General features: G+C 55.8%; 16 protein-coding genes. All 16 read right to left on the bottom strand.

From position 1 onward, the window contains the following. Positions 1-42: 42 nt before the first annotated feature. The 16 genes from E8D52_15255 to E8D52_15180 all read right to left on the bottom strand — a co-directional run bounded on the left by E8D52_15255 (position 43) and on the right by E8D52_15180 (position 20,336). Positions 43-942, bottom strand: coding sequence for a response regulator (locus tag E8D52_15255; protein TKB65756.1), 900 nt, complete (start codon positions 940-942; stop codon positions 43-45). Further along, positions 939-1,298, bottom strand: coding sequence for an Hpt domain-containing protein (locus E8D52_15250; GenBank protein ID TKB65755.1), 360 nt, complete (start codon positions 1,296-1,298; stop codon positions 939-941). Before E8D52_15250 ends, E8D52_15255 begins: the two co-directional genes overlap by 4 nt. A 30-nt stretch (positions 1,299-1,328) precedes the next feature. After that, positions 1,329-2,525 (bottom strand): response regulator, encoded by a 1,197-nt coding sequence (locus E8D52_15245; protein ID TKB65754.1) that lies wholly within the window; start codon positions 2,523-2,525, stop codon positions 1,329-1,331. 161 nt (positions 2,526-2,686) lie between these two features. Then, positions 2,687-3,037 (bottom strand): STAS domain-containing protein, encoded by a 351-nt coding sequence (locus E8D52_15240; GenBank protein ID TKB65753.1) that lies wholly within the window; start codon positions 3,035-3,037, stop codon positions 2,687-2,689. A gap of 51 nt (positions 3,038-3,088) precedes the next feature. Continuing rightward, entirely contained in the window at positions 3,089-3,427 is a 339-nt protein-coding gene (locus tag E8D52_15235; GenBank protein TKB65752.1) for an STAS domain-containing protein, read from the bottom strand. Between the two features lie 16 nt (positions 3,428-3,443). Beyond that, positions 3,444-4,508, bottom strand: coding sequence for a chemotaxis response regulator protein-glutamate methylesterase (locus E8D52_15230; GenBank protein TKB65751.1), 1,065 nt, complete (start codon positions 4,506-4,508; stop codon positions 3,444-3,446). 63 nt (positions 4,509-4,571) lie between these two features. Further along, positions 4,572-5,189, bottom strand: a complete 618-nt coding sequence (gene cheD, locus E8D52_15225; protein ID TKB66355.1) for a chemoreceptor glutamine deamidase CheD — start codon at positions 5,187-5,189, stop codon at positions 4,572-4,574. A 7-nt stretch (positions 5,190-5,196) separates the two neighbouring features. Next, positions 5,197-6,015, bottom strand: a complete 819-nt coding sequence (locus E8D52_15220; GenBank protein ID TKB65750.1) for a protein-glutamate O-methyltransferase CheR — start codon at positions 6,013-6,015, stop codon at positions 5,197-5,199. Between the two features lie 286 nt (positions 6,016-6,301). Further along, positions 6,302-9,064 (bottom strand): PAS domain S-box protein, encoded by a 2,763-nt coding sequence (locus E8D52_15215; protein ID TKB65749.1) that lies wholly within the window; start codon positions 9,062-9,064, stop codon positions 6,302-6,304. 273 nt (positions 9,065-9,337) lie between these two features. Beyond that, the gene (locus E8D52_15210; protein ID TKB65748.1) at positions 9,338-12,166 is read right to left on the bottom strand and encodes a PAS domain-containing protein; all 2,829 of its coding nucleotides are present in this window, start codon (positions 12,164-12,166) and stop codon (positions 9,338-9,340) included. A 62-nt stretch (positions 12,167-12,228) separates the two neighbouring features. Beyond that, on the bottom strand, positions 12,229-15,021 hold the full coding sequence (locus E8D52_15205) for a PAS domain S-box protein (protein TKB65747.1): 2,793 nt from the start codon (positions 15,019-15,021) through the stop codon (positions 12,229-12,231). A gap of 541 nt (positions 15,022-15,562) precedes the next feature. Then, a complete protein-coding gene (locus E8D52_15200; protein ID TKB65746.1) occupies positions 15,563-16,321 on the bottom strand; it encodes a response regulator in 759 nt (252 codons plus the stop codon). Beyond that, the gene (locus E8D52_15195; protein TKB65745.1) at positions 16,311-18,896 is read right to left on the bottom strand and encodes a PAS domain S-box protein; all 2,586 of its coding nucleotides are present in this window, start codon (positions 18,894-18,896) and stop codon (positions 16,311-16,313) included. Before E8D52_15195 ends, E8D52_15200 begins: the two co-directional genes overlap by 11 nt. 312 nt (positions 18,897-19,208) lie before the next feature. Continuing rightward, positions 19,209-19,595 (bottom strand): type II toxin-antitoxin system VapC family toxin, encoded by a 387-nt coding sequence (locus E8D52_15190; GenBank protein ID TKB65744.1) that lies wholly within the window; start codon positions 19,593-19,595, stop codon positions 19,209-19,211. Then, a complete protein-coding gene (locus E8D52_15185) occupies positions 19,592-19,837 on the bottom strand; it encodes a type II toxin-antitoxin system Phd/YefM family antitoxin (protein TKB65743.1) in 246 nt (81 codons plus the stop codon). The genes E8D52_15190 and E8D52_15185 overlap by 4 nt, the downstream gene beginning before the upstream one ends. A 295-nt stretch (positions 19,838-20,132) precedes the next feature. Further along, positions 20,133-20,336, bottom strand: a complete 204-nt coding sequence (locus E8D52_15180) for a hypothetical protein (GenBank protein ID TKB65742.1) — start codon at positions 20,334-20,336, stop codon at positions 20,133-20,135. Between the last annotated feature and the right edge of the window lie 17 nt (positions 20,337-20,353).

Below are 20,353 nucleotides of genomic sequence, written 5' to 3'. Positions count from 1 at the left end.
TCGAAACCCGCATTGCACGAGATAAAATAGAAAACCTACAGCCTACCCCATCGGCACCGTGATCGTGACCTCATTTCCCCGTTCGTTGTAAGTCAGACTGGGAAAGAAGGCTCGCGTCAGTAGAATCCCTCGGCCGCTCGCGCCCTCAGATTCGCGCATCTCCTGAGATCGCGTCAGCACAGTCCGCCACGGAAATCCCTTTCCCTCATCGGTGATTCGGTACTCCAAGTGGTTGTTGCTCCGCTCATGAAACACACGAATCATCACGCGGCGTGCTCTGAGACGAGACTGCGCCAAGCGTTGAGCCAATAACTGATCATAACAACCGTCGGCCAGGGCCTCCTGTTTTTCACGATCCTGAATCTCCAGATTCCCATGTTCAACGGCATTAAAGAGCAACTCTTGCAGCGCACCCTGAATATGGATTCTCTGGACCGGCGGTAATGCGGAAGCGGTCATCTTGAGGAGCCACGAAATAACCCCGGGGATATTCGCAGGATCCGTATCAACGGTTAATTCATAGTCAAATTGTCGAGCCCCTGGCACGTCCAACGGATAACAGGGCAAGAAGTCCTGAGCACGCTGCAGCACAGAGGACAGCTCTTCTTCGGTAATCGGCTTATGTAGATAATCGATCGCCCCGCCACGCAGGGCCTCGACAATAAGCGGTTCCGGCGCATTGTGCCCCATAACAATCACTGGGAATGGCTCATGCCGAGCCTTGAGTTCCTTGAGCAATGCCAATCCGGCACCGTCCTGAAGAAACATGTCGGTGATCACGATATCAGGAGCGACCTCCTCAAGCTTGGCCATCGCAGCCACAGCGTCCGGGACGCTCATAACCGCAAACCCTCTGTCTTTCACATAGTGCGCAATACGAGATTGCGTCTCCAAACAAGGATCAATGACCAAGAGATGATCAGCTGGTAGTGGCAAATTCATGCGGCTATTCCTTTGTCGTACACCAGACGGAGCGCAGCGAGAAGCCGTTGAACTTCTTGCTCTAACGTGGCATACAGCTGCCTGCCCTTCGCGAGATTTCCCGCTTTCGCGGACTCTTCCAATTCTTTACACGCGTGAAGGGCCGCCGGGGCACAAAACAGTAAGATCGCTCCCTTCAACTTGTGACTTGATCGGGCCACAGCGAGCGCATCCCCGGCATCCAAAGCCGAGTGCGTATCCGCCAAGTCCTTCGGACCATGCTCCAGAAACAATTCCATCATCATCTGGAACGTCTCTCGGTCATCATCGACACGAGCGAGGGCTTCATCGAAGCTGAAGACACAATCCTGACTCACGAGCTCACTCCTCCCGATCTATCTCAGCGGTCAGATGCCAACCTCGACACCCATCAAGGCCACATCATCAGGAAATTGTTCATGCCCCTGCCAGCGCACCGCCGCTGCGATCATCTCCGTGATGACAGTCTCTAAGGGTTGCCGACCCAGTGCGTGAATCGTCGTTTCCAACCGAGCCTGTCCCCACAACTCCCCGTTCGCTGCAGGGAATTCGTACAGTCCGTCGCTGAGCAGGTACAACCGGTCGCCCGGTCCAATAGGAAGGGTCGTGGTGACATAGCTTGTTGAAGGATCAAACCCAAGCGGCAAATTCGGTTGAGCCATCCAACAGACTTCACCGGACCGGCGGTGAAGCAACGCTCCGCCGTGCCCGGCTGTTGCATAGGAGAGGGTATGGCATCGGAGATCAAGACTCGCGAAGACGATCGTGAAATAGTGTCCAGTTTCCGAGAGTGGGAATTGCTTATTGGCTTCCGTCAGAATGGCTCCAGGGTCATTCGAGCCGACATGACGGAGCAAACTGTCTCTTCGAAGAAAGGTGGCAAATGATGAGGATCGCAACGCCGGTGACACACCATGGCCCGACGCATCCAGCAGATACAGCCCCAAGAAATCATCGCTCCACGGAACGATGTTGAAGAGGTCGCCGCCTAAGGCGAGAGAGGGCCGATAGGCATGGACCATCTGCACGCCCGGCAAGATGGCCCCCGGGGGAGGAAGCAGCGACTCCACATAACGCGCAGCAGACTGCAACTCCTGTTCGAGCGCCTCCTGCTTCTGGCGAATCTCCTCGGTGGCATCCCTCAACCGTCTGACCAACGTCGCCGCACGCATTCCGGCCTGCACGCGGGCCGTAATTTCATACTTACTGGCGGCCTTACTCAGAAAGTCATCGGCGCCGCGAGCCAAGCCTTCAGCGATCTGCTCCGGCTGATCGTGACTCGTCATCATCAAGATCTGACTCGTCAGGAGTTCAGGATCTTGCCGAACCTGTTCGCAGAAAGTCGGCCCGTCCATTTCCGGCATCATCCAATCCAGGATGGTGAGACTGGGCCGTTCACGCCGAAGCGCCTCCAACCCGGCTTTCCCGTCACCGGCTTGGATCACCCGATAGCCGAGCCGTTTCAGTCGAGCCGCCAAAGCCAGCCGTGCCGTGGGCTCATCATCCACGACTAGCACGGTTTGCGGCACCATCTGAGCTGTCTGTTCAACCGACGTTAACGGCATTGAGTATCCAGACTTGCGGCTGTGAGGTGTAGGTTTCCGCAGGATGTTCAAACAGGCTGTCCAGCAAGGCCGCAGCGAGCGAAGAGGCAAAGCGTACGTTCCGGTACGTTGAGCCGCTGAGCGATGCGAGAACGACGCTGGCGGCCTGTTTGAACATCCTGTTAGGCTGCGCGCTGATGTCCGGTCAAAGCATCCTGCTCATTATCATAGACTGGAATCAGTTTCTGAATGTTAGCCAGGCTCATAATTTCCCGAACATAACTTTGCGGCTTCAGCATGCTTACTTTTGCCTGACTCAACTTGAAATTCTGAGACACAAGCGCCAGCAAGCCGAGGCCGGAACTGTCCACGAAACGAACTTCGGCCATGTTTAAAATCAGATGACGACAGCCCTTCTGTCGGATCGCTTCAACCGCTGTCTTGAACTGTTCACGATTGGCATAAGTGAGATCACCCGTCATCTCAAGAATCACACCGTTCGGCACGGGGCGTTCTTTTGTTTGCATCGCCATGACTCCCCCCCTTTTTTTTCAGATACATCCTGACCTGCTCGTGTCATTCCACTATGCGGCTCGAGCGGCAGCCGCGGCATCTTCCGTCGGAAATACCGCAATCATCTTATCGATATTTGCCATCTCGAGAATCTGCCTCACGGTACCTTGCGGACCAACCAGACTGATTTGTCGCTCGTCAGCCGTGAGCTGTTGAGACGTCAGAGCCAACAGCCCGATGGCGGCACTGTCCACATAGACCGCATCGTGCAAGTTCACGATGAGATGACGAATGTTTGACGCCTTAAACGCCATCACCACAGATGAAAACTCTTTACGATTGCGATGGGTGCACACGTCCTCAACATGGATCATGGTCGTATCACGCCAAGGGCGTTGAGTAATCGGCATACAACCTCCGCGAGAATCAGCGGCTCACGTGAGCCAAGATCGCACCGGCAATCTCACTCAGCGGCAGAACTTTATCGACCGCACCGGCTTTGATTGCTTCCTTGGGCATCCCAAACACAACACAACTCGCTTCGTCCTGCGCAATCGTGAAAGCGCCGGCCTGCTTCATCGTCAACAGTTCCTTCGCGCCGTCACCGCCCATCCCGGTGAGAATCACCCCAACCGCGTTGGCGCCGGCGCACCGAGCCACTGAGGCAAACGTCACATCCACCGACGGCCGATGGCGATTCACCGGAGGGTCCTGATTGATCCGAACCGTATAGCGAGCCCCACTCCGCTCCAGCGTCATGTGATAGCCGCCCGGCGCGACTAACGCATGCCCCGGCAACACACTGTCCCCATCTTCAGCCTCTTTGACGGAAATCCGGCAGAGGCTGTTCATGCGATCGGCCCAGGTCTTCGTAAAGCGCTCCGGCATATGCTGGGTAATGAGAATCGGTGGCGTATCCGGCGGCAGCATTTCCAAAAGGTTCTTCACGGCCTCAGTACCGCCAGTCGAAGACCCGATAGCAATGATGGTATCGGTAGTCTTGATCATCGAAGTTCGTGACGCGTTGTTCGCGAAGCGAACAGTGGCCGGCTCCGAAGACGAGATAGGCTTCACGTGTACTGGCCGCACCCGTGCCGCCGCAGCGGCTTTGACCTTGGCGATCAAATCCTGCGCGACCTCCTCCATCCCTTCACGAAGATCGAGCTTCGGCTTCGTAATGAAGTCAACCGCGCCGAGCTCCAAGGCCCGCATAGTCGTCTGGCACCCGGCTTCCGTCAGAGAGCTCACCATCACGACCGGCATCGGATGCCCGCGCATCAGTTTCTCAAGAAACGTGATCCCATCCATTTTTGGCATTTCGACGTCAAGCGTAAGCACGTCGGGATTCAGGGCTTTGATTTTCTCCCGAGCGATGAATGGATCCGGAGCCGATCCAACCACCTCAATGTCCGGATCTTTAGCAAGTAAGGTCGCGAGCACTTGCCGCATCAGGGCCGAATCATCCACGGTCAGTACTCGAATTTTTGGCATAGCCCCCCCATGTCTCATGAAGCGTGAAACGTCTCGAACCCATCAATGGCCGCTTCACGCCCCTCAGAACAGCGTCACGTCCTCTTCCGCCACCACAGCGACAGATGTTTTCGTATGCAACTTGGACGCATAGTCACGTTCACGTGCCACAATCGTGTCATTCTTAACCTTCTCGATTTTCTTCATCAGCACGCGACCGGACTCAGTAAAATAATAGACTTTCCTCGGCAAGGTGTCTCCAAGATCCGTCTTGCATGCAGTGAGTCCTTCTGTTTTGATATACTTGAGGACCCACTCGGCGTTTCTCGCCCCGACATCGATGTTCCCCTCATAGATACGTCCAGCCCCGAACAACTTCACCTCAAGACGGCTCTTCACTCCACCCCGCTTTAAAATGTCGTTGATCAGCGACTCCATGGCATAGGACCCATAACGAGTTGATTCGCCCCATGAGTCACCTCCTCCATCCTTGGGTTTGGGCAGCATGAAATGGTTCATACCCCCGACACCGGCCAGTGGGTCACGGATACAGGCGGACACACAGGATCCGAGCACCGTGTATACAATCATCGGCTGGTCGCTGACAAAATATTCTCCTGGAAGAATCGCGGCAATCTCATGTGGGAAACGATGATCCTTCATTCGACGGATATGGATGAATGGATCCAGTCTCGCCTCCATCATGCGCTCACCCATCCTTCCGATAAATAGTTGGAGCGACGACTGTAAAGGGATGGGTCACCCATTGGAGACTTTCTGAATGCCCGATAAAGAGATGCCCGCCCGGCTTCAAGTACCGATGGAACTTATTGACGAGCCGCTCCTGAGTCGGACGGTCGAAATAGATCATCACATTCCGGCAGAAGATAAGATCGAGAGGGTTCTTGATGGGAAACTGTTCGTCCATCAAATTCAGGCGTCGAAATTGAATCATCGCCGACAAATGCGGCTTGACTTTGAGCCTGCCATCGCTCTCGCCACGCCCACGGAGAAAATGCCGCTTAACTGTCTCCGGTGAGACATCGTGGACACGGTCCACGTCATAGACGCCTGCCGCAGCCTTTGCCAGCACACGAGTGGACAGGTCGGACGCCAGGATCTTGCAATCCCACTGCGTAGGGTTGGACACACCATCGTACAGTGTCATCGCGATCGTATAGGGCTCTTCGCCCGTCGAACAGGCCGACGACCAAATGCGGATCCTTTGCTGAGACCCCAGTTGAGGAAGAATCTCTTCACGGAGAAAATCAAAGTGCTTCGGTTCACGAAAAAAGTCCGTCTTATTGGTCGAGATCAGGTCCAGCATCCGAGTGAATTCATCCCGGCTTGAATCCCTTGTCAGCTGGTCATAGTATTCGGAAAATGTCGAAAGCCCGAGATCGCGCAGGCGTTTCGATAACCTGGATGCCACCAACCCCTGTTTCTGATTGTTGAGCGAGATCCCACTCTCGTCATAGATCAACGTCCGAAATCGTTGAAATTCTTCAGTTGAGATCTCAAAGTCCATGCCGATCACTCCCCTGCCCCTGAGAGGGACGGTTCGTCACCCTAGAATTCGAATGCGTACGTTATCGGTCGGTTAGCGTGATTTCTTAATTCATGTTGCCGCGACGGTTTCACGACCGAAAGAAGCCCTAGGCGCACGTCGTGGCTGATTCACGAGAGGACCGCGGACCGGATGCGTCCGATAGCCTGGTTACACCTCAGGCGAGGCAACTGTTACGAATTATCTTCCTGCCCTGTGAAGAGACGGTCAGAGTGGAATTGTGACAGACGGTGCAGAAGGATTGGTCCTAAAACTCCTCGAACCCCTCTCCCACCACACCATGATGCTCTTTCTTGCTGCCACCTGTGGTGCCGACCGGCACATTCTGCGCAACAGGTGTCCTAGAAGCTAATTTTCTGGAAGCGGTCCGGCCACCCTCGTGGCCGACAGACTTGACCATGGGTGAGACAGTCTGTGACGGCATGACTGGCACGCGCTTGGCCTGATGACTATGGGAGATTTTGAAGGCCTGCACTTGTTGATGCAGCTGACTGGCCTGATCCCGCATCGACTGGGCTACATTGGCCGTATTTTCAACCACTCCTACATTCTGCTGTGTCGTTTGATCCATCGACATAATGGCCTTGTTGACCTGATCGACCCCAATAGCTTGTTCCTGCGAGGCCGCGCTGATCTCCGCGATAATATCCGTGACCCGCTTGACCGAAATGACAATCTCCTCCAATGTCTTGCCGGATTGATTGACCAGCTCGCTCCCGTCATTCACCCGCTGGATCGACTCCTTGATCAACCCTTTGATTTCCTTTGCCGCCAAGGCCGATCGCTGCGCCAGATTCCGCACTTCGGTCGCCACCACGGCAAAACCTCGCCCATGTTCACCCGCCCGCGCCGCTTCGACCGCCGCGTTCAGGGCCAACAGATTGGTTTGGAACGCGATCTCATCGATCACCGTAATAATGTCGGCGATCTTCTTGCTGCTCTTGTTGATCCCCTCCATGGCGTCCACCGCCTGCCGCGTCACCCCCAAGCCCTTATCCGCCGTCTGACGGGAGGTAATCGCCAACTGATCCGCCTGCTTCGCATTGTCGGCATTTTGTTTCACCGTTGAGGTCATCTCCTCCATGGAGGCGGATGTCTCTTGGAGCGACGCAGCCTGTTGACTCGTGCGCTGCGAGAGATCCTTGTTCGCATCCGAAATTTGTCCCGCACCGGCCGTGACCTCTTCCACCGCCTGGCGCACTGTGGAAATGGTGGTGGACAGATTCGTGAGCGCCGTATTGACACTGGTCTTGATCTTATCCAGATCGCCTGTGTACTCCCCCTGCATGGATTGGGTTAAATCGCCATTCGCCAACGCTAAGAGCGTGCCTTGTGCTTCCGTCATGCAGGTCTGCAGCGTGGCCTGAGCTTGTTTCTGCATCGTGACATCAGTGGCATACATCACGACCTTGTAGGCAGCCCCGTTCGCATTTTGAATCGGTGTATACGAGGCCTGCAGCCAGAGCTCCTTGCCGCCCTTGCCCTGCAACTGATAGACACCCGTGTCCGCCTCATTCCGGCTAAGTTTCTGCCAGAACACCGCATACTCGCTCGTGTTCGCACTGGCGGCATCGCAGAACATCCGATGGTGTCGCCCCGTGACCTCGTCGAGACTGTACCCCGTACAGGCCAAGAATTGCTCGTTGGCGGCCACGACCGTTCCGTCCAGCATAAACTCGACCACCGCCTGCAATTTCATGATGGCCGCAATTTTCCCCTCATACTCTGCGTTACGCTGTCTCCGTGTCGTTACATCGGTTGCGAAGGTCATGACCTTGGTCACCTTGCCCTGGGTATCGAGAATCGGCGTCAAGGCAGCCTGCAACCAGAACTCCTTGCCGCCCTGGCCCAGCCAGCGATGCACGCCGGACTCGAATTCGCCACGGCTCAACTTCTGCCAAAAGGCAGCATAGTCTCCTGTTGCAGTAAAGGACGGATCGCAAAACATCCGGTGATGCCGCCCGATAATCTCATCGAGCCGATAGCCCAGCGTCGTCAGGAAAATCTCATTGGCCGTGAGGACCGTCCCGTCGAGCGTAAACTCGATCACCATCTGCGACTTCCCGATGGCAATCGTCACTCCGGAAATCTCCGCCGCCTGCGACGCCAGCGCCTCGGCCTGCTTGGCCGACGCCGCTTCCAACGATCCGGCCATGTGATTGAAGGCCTGGGCAAGCTGTCCGATTTCTTCCGTCGTCGTTAGGGTAGATCGGAATGCGAGATTCCCACCCTGCAGTTGCTGGGCCGCCTGCAAGACATTGCTCAACCCCGATACCAAAAACTTCGCGATAGCCCAATTACCCAGCAGCCCCAGGGTCAACGCTCCCCCGATGAGGGCGAGCATGAGTATCGTCAACGTCATGGCGGCGCTGCGGCTGGACTCATGGTTCTCTTGGGCTTGGACTTCATTTTCCTTCACCAGGCTACCGACGGACTCCAGCAACTCCGCAAGTTTCGCCGACAGTTGCGCATCTTGCAATTCGGTCGCGGCATCTTTGCTGAAATTATCGCTGAGCGTCAGGACCTTCTTGCGAATCTCCCGGTAACTCGTCAACTCGGCCTTGAACCGGTCGAAGGTCTTCTGTTCCGATTCGCTTATAATGATCGGGGCATAATCCGTTTGGAACTGATCGATCTTGACATCGAGCTTGGCGATCTCGTCCATCTTTTTTCGCATCGTCGCTCCGTCGCGTGCCAGGATGTGCTCGGTCACGAGGGAGTTCATCCGCTGCGAGTATCCTTGCAATTCGCCGAGCTGCTTGAGCGGGAGCACATTGATCGTGAAGATTGTTTCAATGCGCTCGCTGAGCTGCACCAACCCGATGATGGCCATGCCACCCACGACCAGCAGCGACAGGCTGATCATGCCGGAACTGAGCAACAGCTTGGATCTCGTCTTGAGGTTATTTAACGCGTTCATCATTCGTCCATCACCTGTTAATCGCCTGTCGTGGTGGTCATACGCCCGTGAAAGACCCTGCAAGGATGGGCTTGAACGAATCCTCTCCATCCCAAGCCTCGCTATAACCCTCTATCGGTTGCAACTTGACGATCTTGAGGGCGCGCGGTCAACGCGTCTTTGTCGAGCAAGGGGAACACCAGGAGCAGGGAGGAGCTTGTGCCGGGATGATCAACGGGAGGCAGTGCGAATGAGCACTTTTCAGGTACAGCGCGAGAGTCCGCTCGTTTGCATCAATTGTGACCGACTGTCCCCGGCAGTTCGCTGTGTCACCCTCAGGGGGTGGGGTACGGCTGCGAATGACGCGACCAATCTACAGCCCCTTCAGAATGCCTCAAAAGTTTCGCCTAATTGAGGGTGTTCATCCCCACCACCCACTGTGACCTTGGATGACTCTCGTCCCTTCGCGCTAGGCGCGGGAGTCAAGAGCGCTCTCGACCCTTTAGGTGGCTCGGTGAAGGCTCTTGAAATCGCACGAGCGGCATGTTCCCGGACAGCGGCAATCGACGGAATAGTGGCTTTTTCCGATTCAGACAACGTGAGCGTAAACAAGGCCATGCGGCGCAACAGTTCCTCTGATTGGACCTTCATCGAGTAACTCGCGCTGGTGATTTGTTCCACTAAGGCCGCGTTCTGTTGGGTGGACTGATCGACCTCCATGATTGCCTTGTTCACCTGATCGACTCCCCCAGCCTGTTCCTGCGACGCCGCGCTAATCTCCTCAATGATATCGGTGACTCGCTTGACGGACGTGACGATCGCCTCCAGTGTCTTCCCGGATTGGTTCACGAGCGCACTCCCATCGGTGACTCGCTGGATCGACTCATTGATCAACCCTTTAATTTCCTTGGCGGCCAACGCCGATCGCTGCGCCAGGTTCCGCACTTCAGCCGCCACCACGGCAAAGCCACGCCCATGTTCCCCAGCCCGCGCCGCTTCCACCGCAGCGTTCAAGGCCAACAGGTTGGTTTGGAACGCAATCTCATCAATCACCGTAATAATGTCGGCGATCTTCTTGCTACTCTTGTTGATCTCCCCCATAGCCTCCACGGCCTGCTGCGTCACGGCGCCGCCCTGACCCGCCGTTTCACGGGCTTCAATCGCCAGTTGGCTGGCCTGCTTGGCATTATTCGCATTTTGTTTCACGGTCTGCGTCATCTCTTGCATCGATGCAGCGGTTTCTTCAAGCGAGCCCGCCTGTTCGCTCGTCCGCTGGGACAGATCAGAATTGCCCCTATTGATCTCCTCCGAGCCGCACGCGACTGATTCCACGACTTCCCGAACGGTGGTGATGGTCTGAATGAGATTTTGCACCACTGCATTGATACTGGTCTTCACCTTGTCCAGCCCGCCGGAGTAGGTCCCGGTCATCTCCTGCGAGAGATCGCTCACCGCAACCCGGCCCAGGATCGTTTCTGCCTCAACCACGAGGCGCTCCATTTCAGCCGAGGCCTGTTTCTGCGTCGTAATATCAGTTGCGAAGGTGACGACTTTATAGGGTTTCCTGGAAACATCGAGGATTGGGGTGAATGTGGCTTGCAGCCAGCACGCCTTGCCCCCTTTGCCCAACCACTGATACAAGCCGGCATCAGATTCCCCTCGGTTGAGCTTCTGCCAGAAAGCCACACACTCTCCGCTGTTTACAGAAACCGGGGAACAGAACATCTGGTAATGCTGGCTTTTAATTTCATCGAGACGATAGCCCACGGCACTCAAAAAGATGGCGTTGGCGTTCCGCACCGTCCCATCCATATTGAATTCAACCATCGCCTGACCCTGGTCGATGGCTTTCAGGATGCCCTCGGACTCAATCGCCGCTAACTTCTGTGCGGTCACATCCACCGCATACTTTACGACTTTGTAGACCTTCCCGTCGGCGTTAAGAATCGGGTTATACGAGGCCTGGACCCACACATCCTGAGCGTTCTTGCGTTTCCGAGGATACACCCCTGCATCGAACTCACCACGGTTCAGCTTCGCCCAGAACGCCTGATACTCGGCACTGTTCGCATAGCTGGAATCGCAAAATATCCGGTGGTGCCGGCCTTTGACCTCATCCAGACGGTATCCCAGGCATTGGAGGAAGTTATCGTTCGCCACGATGACCGTGCCGTCCATATTGAACTCGATCACCGCTTGGGCTCGACTGATCGCGTCCGTAATACCCTTGACCTCCGAGTTCTTGGCGGCGATTTCGGCCTGCTGTGCCTGTTGTGCTGTCGCGGCGGTGTAGAGCTTCTCCCCCATCTCATTAAAAGCCTGCGCCAGCTTCCCCACCTCATCCTGCGTCACCACGGAGGCCCGTGCCGACAGATCGCCACCGCCTAGCTGCTGCGCGACCTGCAACACCACTGTCATGTTTCGTGCGATGAACCGAGCCAGCAACCAACTAAACACGATCCCCAAGACGACCCCGCCGAGGTTGACGATGATCAACATCACTTTCGCGGTGGCATAGAGCGCCTGGGCGCTCTCATATTGCTGCCGAGCATTCGCCTGAGTGGCCTCCACCAACTGCGCAAGGCGCTTGCTGACAGCCTCGTACGACAGCCGCGTTTCGTGATCAATGCGTGCCATCGCCTGCGCCTGCTTGCCCTCCAGCGCCAATTCGATGGTAGTCATCCGATTCGTGCGATAGTCGGCGAGCGCCTGGGTGAATTCTCCAAACATGTTCCGTACTGAATCCGAGCGGATCAGCTTTTCAAACTGGGCTTTGCTCTCGTCGTTCTGCTTCGACAAATCGGCTATCTTGGTGAACGACACCTCCTGGTGCGCCTTGTCTGTAGACGTCACCGCGCGCAGCACCCAAAACCGCACCATCGACAGATTATTTTGGATCGTGAGCGCCTGGCGCACCGCGTTGAGCTGTACCTCGTAGAGATTCTCGGTGTTCGCATTAATAGTCTTCAAGTTAATCACGCCTATCGTCCCGATCACCGTCATAATGCTGCCAATCACAGCAGACCCGACCATGAGTTTGGTCATAAGGGTTTGGTTCTTGAACCACATCACTATCACCCCTCCTTCGCCTAACGACATTCGCACCATCTCGCGACCGCAATCTCTCTGGTACTGAAAGGACTTGCGTTCCCCGTCGGCCTCAACTTGATACGCTTCAACGCCTGTCTCCTGACCAACCGTGCAATTCTGCAATCACAACCTTGATAGATTCCTTATCGGCATCATCCTGTGACGAGTAAAGCCGAGCGACTAGGCTAGAACTCCTGAAAATCCTCCCCAAACTCGTTGGGATTGTTGCTCTTGCCGGTGGCAAGGCTGGCTGGCACCGGTCTGGCCGCCGCCGTCGCTCCCCGCTGCGGGAACTTTGATTGGTGCGCCGGCGCGCTAGAGTGAGTCACCGACATCTCCCGTGGTTGTGCAATCTCTCGCGAATGGTTCACGGCGAGGGCAGCACCCGTGCTCTTGGCCGATTCATGGTCTCGAATCTTGAACTCGGCTACCTGACTGAGGAGCTCATTGGCCTGCTCCTTCATGGACTGGGCCGATAAGGTGGTCTCTTCCACTAACGCCACGTTTTGCTGCGTCGCCTTGTCCATCGCCAGGATGGCTGTATTGGTCTGATCGATCCCACAGGCCTGTTCCTGCGAGGCCGCGCTGATCTCCGCGATAATGTCCGTCACCCGCTTGACGGAATTGACGATCTCCTCGAGCGTCTTGCCCGATTGATTGACAAGCTCGCTTCCATCACTGACTCGCTGAATGGACTCATTGATCAAGCCTTTGATCTCCTTGGCGGCCAACGCCGACCGCTGTGCCAAGTTCCGCACTTCGGCAGCCACCACGGCGAACCCTCGACCATGCTCACCCGCCCGCGCCGCTTCAACAGCCGCGTTCAGAGCCAAGAGATTCGTCTGGAAGGCGATCTCGTCGATCACCGTGATGATATCGGCGATCTTCTTGCTGCTCTTGTTGATTGCATCCATGGAATCCACAGCCTGTTGCGTGACAGCCCGACCCTTGTCTGCCGTCTCACGGGCGGTAATCGCCAGCTGATCAGCCTGCTTCGCGTTGTCCGCGTTTTGTTTCACCGTCGCAGTCATTTCCTCCATGGACGCACTGGTCTCTTCCAAGGACGCCGCTTGCTCACTCGTGCGATGGGAGAGGTCAGCATTACCCTTTGAGATGCGATCCGCCCCAGAGGACACCGCCTCGACCGCCGCCTGCACCGTCGTCATCGTCTCCGAGAGGCTGTGAAGGGCGCCGTTCACATTGGCCTTCATCTGTTCGAACTCACCCTGATAGGACCCTGACATGCTGTACGTCAGATCTTTCTTGGCCAGCGCGGCGAGCACCGTCTGCGCTTCACGCAGCGGGCTGGCCACGGCATCGAGCAGCCGATTGACACTTTCCGTCAGCTCTCGTGAGGTGCCACTGAACGATCTCGTCTCAATCCGTTCGGACAACTGCCCAGCCGTCGCGGCCTTGATCAGTTTCTCGACCTCGACCTGCGCCTGTTTTTGGCCGGTGATATTCATCGCGAGCTGGATCACTTTGAAGGGCCGTCCCATCTCGTCCATGACCGGATTGTAGCTGGCCTGCAGCCAGACCTCCCGCCCGCCCTTTGCCACACGCTGGTATTGACCTGCCTCAGACTCGCCACGCCCCAGTTTTTCCCAGAAGGAGCGATACTCAGTGGTGCTGCGGTATGACAACGCAACGAACATGCTGTGATGCTTGCCTTTGAGTTCCTCCAAGCTATAGCCCATTGTCTGGAGAAATAGGCCATTGGCGGTTTGAATCGTACCGGTGAGATCAAGCTCGACCGTGGCATATGTCTTGTCGATCGCCTCCACCAACCCCTTCATATTCAGCCGAGCGATCTCATGTTGAGTAATGTCGTAACGGACGCCCAAATACTTCCTCGGCTTGCCGTTTGAACCCATAATGGGCTTGATCACCGCATCGACGTAATAGGGCGTGCCGTCCTTCGCGCGATTCTTGATAATGCCCCGGAAGATCTCACCCCGTCCGATGGTCTGCCACATAGTCTTGAAGATCTCTTTGGGCACATCCGGATGCCGCGTGATGCTGTGTGGGTGCCCCATCATCTCTTCGCGTGAATACTTTGAAATCTCCACGTACTTGTCATTGGCGGCAATGATGTCACCCTTGAGATCAGCTTCCGACACGATGCTCGTCGTATTCATAATGTCGATCCGGGCGTTCATTTCCTCAATCGTGTCCTGCTGTGTCGCTGCTGATTGAGCCAGGGCCTCGCCCATCTGATTGAACGCGATCGCTAACTGCCCCGTCTCCTCGGTTGTGGTCACGCCGCTCCGCGCGGTCAGGTCTCCTCCCGCTAGCTTCTGCGCCGCCCCCAGGACATCCGTCACATTCTTGGTGATACGCGCCGCAACCAACCACGCCGTCACCATACCCAGCAACGACATCAGCACGACGATGATGATCTGAAGCGTCGTCAGCCGGACGGTCAACGCTTGGCTTCCCTGATAATTCGCTTGAGCCTGCTGTTCATTTTCTCTGATCAGCGATTGGAGGTTGGCAAGCATCGCCTCCCGAACCGGCACCAGTTCCTTCATGCGCACCTCTGTCGCGCCGTCCTTGCTGTAGAGTCGACTGAGCTTCAAGACTTTCTCTCGGACCTCCTTAAACTTCGAAAAATTGCTGGTATACTTCGCAAACGTCTTCCGCTCCAAGTCGCTGACAATAATTGGGACATACGTAGCCAAAAGATCATCGATCTCTTTGTCGATGGTCTCGATGTCTTTCTCCGCCTTGGTCACAGCGGCGCTGTCGAAGGCCTGAATATGGAATCCGATTTGGGCGACCATTTTGTAATTGAGAGCTTTCAATTCGCCGAGCTCCTTGACCGGGAGCAAGTTCACTCGATAGAGCGCTTCCGCACGCTGGCTCAGTTCCGACAACCCCCACGTTGAGAAGATCGTCCCGACCACCTGGCCGACCACAAAGATGGTCACAATGACGATCAGCTTGTGAACGGTTTTAAGATTGTCTAGTTTCCTCATGATCTCTCCAGCGCTGCTAAAGAGTGTAGGACCCAGAATACAGAGCTGACCAGCAGCGTCACCATTGTTTACTGAGATTCAGACTCCGCAGCATGGTGAGTCCTGTGGTGACCGTACCTATAAATACTCTGACTCCATGTCAACGGTTGCCCCACTTCAAACCCACCAAGGCGAAACAAGTCAAAAAAAAGACGCACTCCCTGCCGCTCTCTTTGAGAGTGCCGGAATGCGCCTCCAACTAACAGGTCTTGCTCCTGCCCGTTCAGGCGGTCTGAGCCTCACGCTCACACCCACCGCTATGGCCTGGTCTGACACTTTATCGGTACGGGCGAAGAAATCTTGACTCGTGGGGTGAGAGAGGAAGTGTCAAGTTGCAAGTTATCGGATCACGTAAAGCGTCGTATGTTGGGGAGTTGGAGGTCCGAGGTGTGAAGCGGGAGATGCCTGCCTCTAACTTCCAACCTCAGGCTTCTCCCCGTGACTGTCTCACATTTCAGGCTGTCCAATAACTTAAAACTTTAAACATGAAACTCAGGTGTCTTCACGCATCATCCCGAAGCAACTGCTCGATTTTGGCCCGGAGAAACCCCAGTTCTTTGGACCGAAACGAGTTTTTAGTCATCGCGAGTACCTCCACCGTCCCCTCAAGTGCTTCTCGATACACGGCAAGTCGTGGGCATTCCATCATGCGGCACACATCGATGGGCGCCTCGGCATGGCCTTGCATCTGGCTGGCCAGCACGGACCGGATCCGGGAAGACAAGACCGCCATCGACGAAAAACTCTGGGCCAGAAACGTATCGAGCGACCAGGCTAGTTCTCGTTCGTTGGCTCCACTGCCCAGCCGAGGCAGGCTTTCCTGAAGATGCTCCAACGACGCCACGAGCCGACCGGCTTCTTCTTGCACCGAGGTCGTCATGCGCACCAGGCTGGTCTTCTTGACCGCGTCGGCCACCGCCTGGCGCAAATCCGGCCAATCCACCGGCTTGAGCAAATAATCCGTAAACGACAACCGAAGCGCTTCCACGGCCGTTTGAACGGAGGGATAGCCTGTCACCAATACGATCGGAAGCAGCGGGAATCGGCTGCGGACCTCTCGGAGAAACTCGAATTGCATGTTGCCCGGCATCCGAATATCGGAGATGAGTACACCATGTTCCTGTGTCAGAATCTGGCTAGCTTCCTGAGAGTCCTGGGCGCAGTCACACTGATATCCCTCCTGCTCCAACAGCCTTGCCGTCGAGCGGCGAAACGTCTCTTCATCATCAGCCAGAAGAATCCGCGGAGCTTCAGCAACCATGTGTGACCTCCTCCTTGATTATGGATATCTGATCAGGCACAGGCACCACGATCTTACGGCGTGGCAACAACACCGAAAAGGTCGATCCCCGCCCACGCTGCGTCTGGACATCGATCCTCCCTCCCATCGAGGCCACCAGACTTTGAGAAATAGACAGGCCTAGTCCCATGCCCTTCTGCTCGCCTTCCGTCTTCGTCGTAAAGAACGGATCGAAGATATGCGGGAGGACCTCCAGGGATATTCCTGCCCCTTGATCGGCCACCGAAATACGGATGACCTCTGCTTCTTCACAGATGGCCATCGTGATTGTTCCTCCTTCGTAGGAACAATCGATGGCGTTATTCAGCAGATTCAACAAGACTTGCAGGAGATCGCTTCGCGGCGCATCGAGTCTGTCGACCTTAGATGCTGCCTCAACAGCCAGCGTGAGTTGTCGCTGCTGCAACTGTTTGGCAAACAGAGCCTCGATATCCCCGATCATCGTCCGAAGATCGACGGTCTCCACCTTACCGGACTCCCGTCGGTAGAGCTGGTACATATTCTGCACGATAGATGAGACGCGCGTGATCTCACGGTCGATCATACCGACGAATTCATACTGTGTATGCGCAGGATCGACCGCCTGCTTCACCAGCTCAAACGCATTCTTGATCCCGGCGATCGGGTTGTTGATTTCATGGGCGACGCCGGCCGCCAAACGGCCCAGCGCCGCCAGCCGTTCCCCCTGTACTCGCTGCGATTCCAGCCTCGCAATATCGATGGTCCGCTCAATAACCTGGCGTTCCAGCTCTTCCGTCTGCCGAGTCCGTTCCATTTCCAGGTGTTTTCGCTCAGTGATGTCTCGGCCCGCCACCAGTCGGACATCCTTTCCACGATACCGATAAGGCCGGACCACCACCTCTCCAGGAAAGGTGGTGCCGTCTTTTCGGCGGCCTATGGATTCGTAAGGCCCACTCACGCCATCCCGCATATTGGCAACAACCCGCTCGCGAGACTCTTCCGCAACAAGATCCAGAAGCGGTCGGCCGACAAGTTCACCCACTTCGTATCCAAACATGCGCTCCAACCCAGCATTCACCTCAAGCAAGATCCCCTGATCGTGAATGGCAATGCCGTCGAAGGTCGCCTCTGTCAACAATTTGTATCGCAATTCGCTATCACGCACCGCCTCTTCCACGCTTTTCCGCTCGGCAACTTCATCCTGAAGCAAGCGGTTAGCCTGCGCGAGCTGTGACGTCCGTTCGACGACACGCTGTTCAAGCTCAGCATGGACTTTCTGAATTATTGCTTCAGCGTTTCTTCGCTCGGTCACATCAGAAATTGACCCGACCATACGCACCGGTCGGCCGGAGCCATCCCACACCGCCTGGCCTTGATCCCGGAACCAGCGATAATGGCCGTCCCTCATCCTCACCCGCATCTCGATATCGTATGGTTCACGAGTCTCAAGGTGACGACAGGTGGCGTGGTGTACTCGATCGGCGTCATCTGGATGCACTCTCAAAATCCATGTTTCATACGTGGGAGTGAGGGCGCCAGCCTCAAGCCCGAACAGTTCCAAGTGGCGATCAGACCAATACTGTTCTCCGGTCAGAATATTCCAATCCCAGATGCCGTCGTTGGTGGCACGGGCCGCCAATTCAAACCGCTCTTGGCTTGCACGTAAGGCTTCGTCCACTCGCTTCCGCTCACGGATATCGTGGACATAGGCGCAGTGGAATTCCTGGCCCTCATAGGCGAGGAAACTGACACGGATGTCGATGGGAATCCGTCGACCATCCTTCGCCAGATGGACGGTCTCCAGTGACATGACCTTTTTCTCTTTCGTCTCCGCCCACCACCCAGGCCACACTTCCGCCGGAAAGTCTGGATTCAGATCGTGGACCGTCATGCGTAAGAATTCCTCTTTGGTATAGCCCAACATCGCACTGGCCGCCTCGTTGGTATAAAGAATCCTGGCATGGGGATCGATCCAGTAGACTGCATCCACCGCTTGATCCATGGCAAACTGCGTCCGCAGAAGATTCTCCTCCACCCGCTTCTGTTCGGTAATGTCACGAAACGACGAAACCACGCCTGACGGCAACTCATCCTTGCCCATGGTGATGGGGTGCGTGTTGATTGAAATCCACACGAGCGTCCCATCTGGCCGATGCACACCCATGATGACATGCTCACTGGGGAGACCCGTTCGGAGCGTCTCCATCGCCGGATGGGTTTTGCCGGGAAACGACGAGCCATCTTCGTGGATCACCCACCACCGTGGATCGAACGAGGTACGGCCCAACACCTGGGCTTCGGTGAGTCCCAGAATCTGGCAGGCACTGGCATTGCACGAGAGGATGACCCCCTGCTCATCCTGAATGACGACCCCCTCCGCCATCGCCGCCACGACGCTCCGGTGCCGTTGTTCGCTCTCACGCAGCGACGCTTCGAGTTGGCGGCGTTCAGTAACCTCTGTGCGTCGAGCCCCATTGGCCTGAGCGCGTACCGCAGCTTGCTTGGTGCCCCGCTGCTTGGATTTGCTGTGAGCGCCTTTCACAACCCTCCGGCGCTTCGGCGTTTTACCGGCCACGAGCGGCTCCTTCAAGCACAACACCTATTTGCAAAAGACTCTCGACGGGAAATAGCGCAGTCACAAGAAGAGGAGAAAAGGGGAACCGCTGTTGACCGATGGTCAACCAGGTAAGAAAAGAGACAGATGGCTGAGCCTTAAAGCGGCCAGGAATTCCTGTCCTGATTATGCAGGCTCCTTTCTTTAACTATTAGCTTTCAATACTATTTACATGATTTAGAAAACCCTGTCTATCGAATGTTCTGCCGAGTCTGAATAGCCCTACCCAGAGGCGCACGGAATCTCGCGCGGATCGATTCCACACCTCTCCAATTACCATCGCGTTCTGACGGGATATTGAGCAATGAGCGGGTCGGGAGTCAACAGCACGCAATCGTGCTCAATGGCCTGGCAGACCAACATCCGATCGAACGGGTCGCGATGCAGCGTGGGAAGTTTGTGCAAGTGAAACACGGCCCGTTCTTCGAGCGACAGAACCGATATCCCGTGCATCTCCCGCTGGGCCAAGACAAACCGATCGACGGACGTCGGTAGAGGCAACTTTCCAAGCGAATGTTTGACCGAGATCTCCCACACCGACACTGCACTAAGGTAGATTTCATGGGTGGGATCGGTAAACATATTCGCTGCGGTAGGAGAGAGTTCGCGCGAGCCTGCGATAATCCACAAGAAGGTGCAGGTATCGAGGAGACACCTCACGCCTTCCCGCCCTCGAAGGTGTGAAGCAGGTCATCGGGAAGTGGTTCAAAAAATGATGCCGGGACAGAGAACGTCTGTTTGGCCAAACCGATGGGGCGCGGACGTGTCGGAACTTCAGACAGTGGAGTGATCTGTGCCACAGGCTGATTGCGCCGACACAGTACGATTCGATCCCCGGCTTTGAGTCTGGTGAGATACTTGGAAAGATGGGTTTTCGCTTCATGAATATTCAGTCTAATCATAGTTCAACAATAAACTAACTTTCGAGTTCAGTCAAGAAGGCGAACACTACATGGAGCGATATGACCAGGCGCAGAGAACCGCAGGTCTTTGCCCATGACCACTTCACACGTGACCCAGCACGTCTCCTCTCCCACATGAATCATGTTGGTTTTTACCAAAACCGCCAAGACACCTCGCAGGATAGGCACGCGAAGCCCAGAAAAGTTGGGGTTTCTTGAAACGGTATACGGTATATGGAAGGCCACAAAGGGCAAGACTACCTACCTGGCTGCAATTGAACCGCAGCCAGGTAGGTCACGCCGCAGTTGCAATACAGGGACTCAGGGATACTGCAGGGTAGAACTCTTCGAACTCATCCTCTGGATCCTTCCCCGCCACGACACCGACCAGTTCCTTGTGTTGCAGCGGCTTCCCAAAGACCGGCTTCCCTGCGTGAAGCGTCGTGTGTGAAGCGTGTTTGGTTCTGAATTCGGACGCTTCACGAGATACGCTTTTCAAGCGGTTTCGTCAAATCA

It is taken from the genome of Nitrospira sp. (assembly GCA_005116745.1).
Lineage (GTDB): Bacteria > Nitrospirota > Nitrospiria > Nitrospirales > Nitrospiraceae > Nitrospira_D.
This window is presented reverse-complemented; position numbering and strand designations above follow the sequence as displayed.

What these genes read in the sequence shown, in the direction of transcription:
- E8D52_15200 (TKB65746.1), bottom strand. Translation starts at nt 16,321, where the DNA reads ATGGTTGCTGAAGCTCCGCGGATTCTTCTGGCTGATGATGAAGAGACG.
- E8D52_15240 (TKB65753.1), bottom strand. Translation starts at nt 3,037, where the DNA reads ATGGCGATGCAAACAAAAGAACGCCCCGTGCCGAACGGTGTGATTCTT.
- E8D52_15245 (TKB65754.1), bottom strand. Translation starts at nt 2,525, where the DNA reads ATGCCGTTAACGTCGGTTGAACAGACAGCTCAGATGGTGCCGCAAACC.
- E8D52_15255 (TKB65756.1), bottom strand. Translation starts at nt 942, where the DNA reads ATGAATTTGCCACTACCAGCTGATCATCTCTTGGTCATTGATCCTTGT.
- E8D52_15220 (TKB65750.1), bottom strand. Translation starts at nt 6,015, where the DNA reads ATGGACTTTGAGATCTCAACTGAAGAATTTCAACGATTTCGGACGTTG.
- E8D52_15235 (TKB65752.1), bottom strand. Translation starts at nt 3,427, where the DNA reads ATGCCGATTACTCAACGCCCTTGGCGTGATACGACCATGATCCATGTT.
- E8D52_15205 (TKB65747.1), bottom strand. Translation starts at nt 15,021, where the DNA reads ATGAGGAAACTAGACAATCTTAAAACCGTTCACAAGCTGATCGTCATT.
- E8D52_15230 (TKB65751.1), bottom strand. Translation starts at nt 4,508, where the DNA reads ATGCCAAAAATTCGAGTACTGACCGTGGATGATTCGGCCCTGATGCGG.
- E8D52_15215 (TKB65749.1), bottom strand. Translation starts at nt 9,064, where the DNA reads ATGGAGAGGATTCGTTCAAGCCCATCCTTGCAGGGTCTTTCACGGGCG.
- E8D52_15185 (TKB65743.1), bottom strand. Translation starts at nt 19,837, where the DNA reads ATGATTAGACTGAATATTCATGAAGCGAAAACCCATCTTTCCAAGTAT.
- cheD (TKB66355.1), bottom strand. Translation starts at nt 5,189, where the DNA reads ATGGAGGCGAGACTGGATCCATTCATCCATATCCGTCGAATGAAGGAT.